Annotated in this window: 1 protein-coding gene; it reads right to left on the bottom strand. The window is 62.4% G+C overall.

From position 1 onward, the window contains the following. Positions 1 to 250: hypothetical protein (locus tag AF337_RS14480; RefSeq protein WP_152971079.1), on the bottom strand; the 250-nt coding region annotated here is incomplete at both ends.

Raw genomic sequence — 250 nt, 5'->3', positions numbered from 1 at the left:
GCAGGAAGCTGCTGTTGTGGGCATCGATCCAGCCGCCCTCGATGCCGTAGCGGAAGGTCAGCGGTCCCGCCCCAATGTCGTGATTGAGGGCTGCGACATAGGTCTTCGAGCTCTGGTCCTGGCTGATCTGCGCGAAAGGGCGGATATCGGTGCCGGGACCGCCAAGGAACGGCACAGTCTCCCAATCGAACGCCAGTTCGTCGGTGGTCTTCGTTCGCGTGCCGGAATAGAGCAGCGCTGCATTCAGCAC

This window comes from Rhizobium ecuadorense (assembly GCF_001187535.1).
Classification (GTDB): Bacteria; Pseudomonadota; Alphaproteobacteria; order Rhizobiales; family Rhizobiaceae; genus Rhizobium; species Rhizobium ecuadorense.
This window is presented reverse-complemented; position numbering and strand designations above follow the sequence as displayed.